Below are 2,977 nucleotides of genomic sequence, written 5' to 3'. Positions count from 1 at the left end.
GGCAAACAATCAGACGTGAAAGTAGAAGTGCTGAAAGTTGTACTAGAGGGGATGGGTGCATTGTTTGGGCATCCACTACCTAAAAAATTAACCATTTTAGACTTTGGCAATGGTACAACCCTGTATTCTCGTTACAACCGGGGTCAGCGAGAAGTTCACACTGCCTACCCCATCGGTGTAGAAGTTCTCATTGATGATATCTCCCAAAAAATGAAACATTTAAATGGAGGAAAAATTGGGGATGCTTCCAAAATCCGATTTTGTCTGGAAATGGGGCATACCAGGTACAGCCGTGACATCGATATCAAAGATATATACAGTGCAAGTTTAAAAGATTGGTATGAAAAATACTTGAAGAAAGTGGTGAATCTGACACTTGATGCCAAGCACCAGGGGGATGAAATCTGGGCGATTGGTGGAGGTTGCCTCTTACCAGGATTTAAGAAGCTGTTGGAGAAAAACGGCTTCAAAATCCTGGACAATCCGGTAGAAGCCAATGTCTCTGGGCTTTTAGAGATGGCAAAAACCATGACCAGTAAGAACCCAACTACTACATCTCTTAAGTAAAGTTATTACAATGGCAGATAAAAAAGACTTAGCACCGGAAAAAGTTCGCCTCAAAGATAATTACCGAGAGCGCATATTTGCAGAATCGCAAAAACTAGATAAAAGCTACCTGGACACGCTTTACTTTATAGTTGATTGCTATTTTGTTTTCATTAAGGCTGGATTACCTGCACAACTTTTAGCTTCTACACCGATTAATATTGAGTCAAACCAACTCACCTCTTGGACTCCAACTCCATTTGCAGAGGAGAAAGAAGAAGATTCTGAACCGGAAACATTCAGCCTTGATTTTGATTTGTAACCATCATTGGGTTAGGCGACCTAAGACGGGCAGTGCCTGCAATCGCTGTTTGAGCCTAGAATCCCCCGAATCCGCTATCGCTAAATTCGGGGGAGTATGTCAAACAAGTTTCTGTGCAATGGCTCAAGCGCCACTTTAAGAGCGATCGCTTTGCGAAAAAGAAAGTGAAAATTCTTGAACCGATACATCCAGATGAATCAAAAACAATTAGAAGACTCCATTTTTGAAGCTGTCTCTGACGCGATTGGGAGAGAATGGACAATTGAAGAAAAGCAGTTCATTGAGAATAATTCCGAATTGCTCTCGTCACCTAAAAGAGTGGCTAAATAATTCCTTGAGTGATACTTGTTGGCATCCAGACAACTATAAATTAGTCCAAGACTTAAATACCTCTTCAAACTTCAGTCCCCCCACGATGTTGGAAAATGAAGAAATTTACATTCCTTTTTAAAACCTTTTGTATTTGCTTCGTACTTGATTACGAGCCTTGAAATCAAAGAATAAGCTTTTAAGTCCACAAGAATTAGTAAGTCTTGTGCTTAATAAGCGGGTATTCATTCCAACTAACGATAAAGCACCATCAGTTTTAGCTTCTAGGATATATCTATCTTTGTAAGTCTACTTGTTGTGTTTGAGATTTAGCTAATATTTTATCAATTTGAGTATTAACATCCTCAAAAGTTTGCAATATCTGTGGAGTTAGTTTATTAGTCTGTACCTGACCAGATTGCAAGTTTAAAATTACCTCCCCATTTTTCTGCGAAATAGTTAAATCTCTCTGCTGGGTATTGAAAGCCAAGTCATAAATTTTTCCTTGAACTTGAGTGCCATTTTCATTAGACTTACCCCAGACCATGCCAATCCTTTGAGCAATTTGAGTCAACCGACTGATGACTTCAAGCTCAGATGTATCTTTCTTCATTACTGTTAACGCTTGGGCTGATAATTGCTCACCAGCTTTAAACCCATTTGCAACTTCTACAATGCGTTTTTTGTAATTTTCCGACTTCCCTAACTTATCTGCGGTATTGTACCAATTTCTCAAGTCATCAATAGTAACTGTCGGGGGATTCTCTACACCTAGAGGTTCGATTTTCATCAACAAGTTGTTTGCAGGTTCTTCCCAAGGTACAATTTCACCATTAAGGTAATCGCCCAAAGGCTCTATGTGTAATCCCCAAACCTGTTGCTTTGAGGTAAACAGCTTGGGCAATGCAGTGGGCGAATGTTTTTCCATACTTGCCCATTGCTGTTGATAAGTAGGGTCAGCAATCATAGTAGGTGTAATTTGATACTGTTTGCCAACACGAAAGGCCACCTGTTTGTCGCCAGCAACAGCAAGTGCAATATCCCCCTCCTTAAATCCATACTGCTTGTAAGGCTCATAAGCTCTAGTAGTATGAACTCTTCCATGCCCCCGCATTGCATCAATGCAAGTATCCACGGGTAAAGGGTTAGGTTCACCATGCAGCATTAACGGATAGTTCATGGGAATTGGTTTACCTTGTGGGCGAAAACTCCCTTTCTCTTTCTCGACTTTGGTTTGTGCCTCATTTGTTATGGGTGGTTTTTCTCCCTTACTCCCTGCTCGCTGCTCAATAACTTTTTCATCTAAGGGCAGTGCTGGTTGTTCAGAAGGTTTTAGAAATTGTGGTCGTGTGGCAAGGGAGCTAACTTTTTGTTGATAGTCACTATTTGATTCAATGACAGCCCCAAATTTCTTGGTCATGCTCGACAAAGTTTTAGCAGGGATGGAGCTATCAACCAAGTTAAATACCGCTAGACCTTTTTTAGTTTCCCTAATAACATCTTGTCTTGGTACTGGCTCCCATTCAACTTTTTGAGCAGTTAACCATTTAGTCACAGTATCAGCTTTCTGGTTGTCAACAGCCAGACCCATGACTCCAAGTTTTTTGTTTTCTTGGGTAGAAAATAAAAAAGTAGGACGCTCTTTAATATGATGTAGAATTTTCGCACTACTATCAATCATCTCTTGTTGTTGAGCATTAACTGATTGAGTCCCAAAAGCCTGAAATTCCTTCGTCCACTTTTGGGGATATTCAACGGTATTAGGGTCAATTTGAGCGCAAATAACAGAAAAATTACTTT

The 2,977-nt window shown here is 40.2% G+C and carries 2 protein-coding genes and 2 pseudogenes; 3 read left to right on the top strand and 1 reads right to left on the bottom strand.

Going from position 1 to position 2,977, the window contains the following annotated elements:
- The 3 genes and pseudogenes from F8S12_RS03445 to F8S12_RS03435 all read left to right on the top strand — a co-directional run.
- A pseudogene (locus F8S12_RS03445) lies at positions 1-567 on the top strand (hypothetical protein); the annotation flags it as partial.
- 10 nt (positions 568-577) lie between these two features.
- Positions 578-868 (top strand): hypothetical protein, encoded by a 291-nt coding sequence (locus F8S12_RS03440; RefSeq protein ID WP_196514807.1) that lies wholly within the window; start codon positions 578-580, stop codon positions 866-868.
- A 174-nt stretch (positions 869-1,042) separates the two neighbouring features.
- A complete protein-coding gene (locus F8S12_RS03435; RefSeq protein ID WP_196514806.1) occupies positions 1,043-1,198 on the top strand; it encodes a hypothetical protein in 156 nt (51 codons plus the stop codon).
- Between the two features lie 274 nt (positions 1,199-1,472).
- Here the strand turns inward: F8S12_RS03435 and F8S12_RS03430 are convergent.
- Positions 1,473-2,977: pseudogene (locus F8S12_RS03430) on the bottom strand (hypothetical protein); the annotation flags it as partial.

It is taken from the genome of Nostoc sp. WHI, from assembly GCF_015714725.1.
Taxonomy (GTDB): Bacteria; Cyanobacteriota; Cyanobacteriia; order Cyanobacteriales; family Nostocaceae; genus Nostoc.
The sequence above is the reverse complement of the archived record's forward strand: the minus strand, read 5'-3'. Positions and strand labels throughout refer to the sequence as shown.

Bases quoted from the DNA above. Each gene is read 5' to 3' on its own strand.
- F8S12_RS03440 (WP_196514807.1), top strand. From the start codon at position 578: ATGGCAGATAAAAAAGACTTAGCACCGGAAAAAGTTCGCCTCAAAGAT.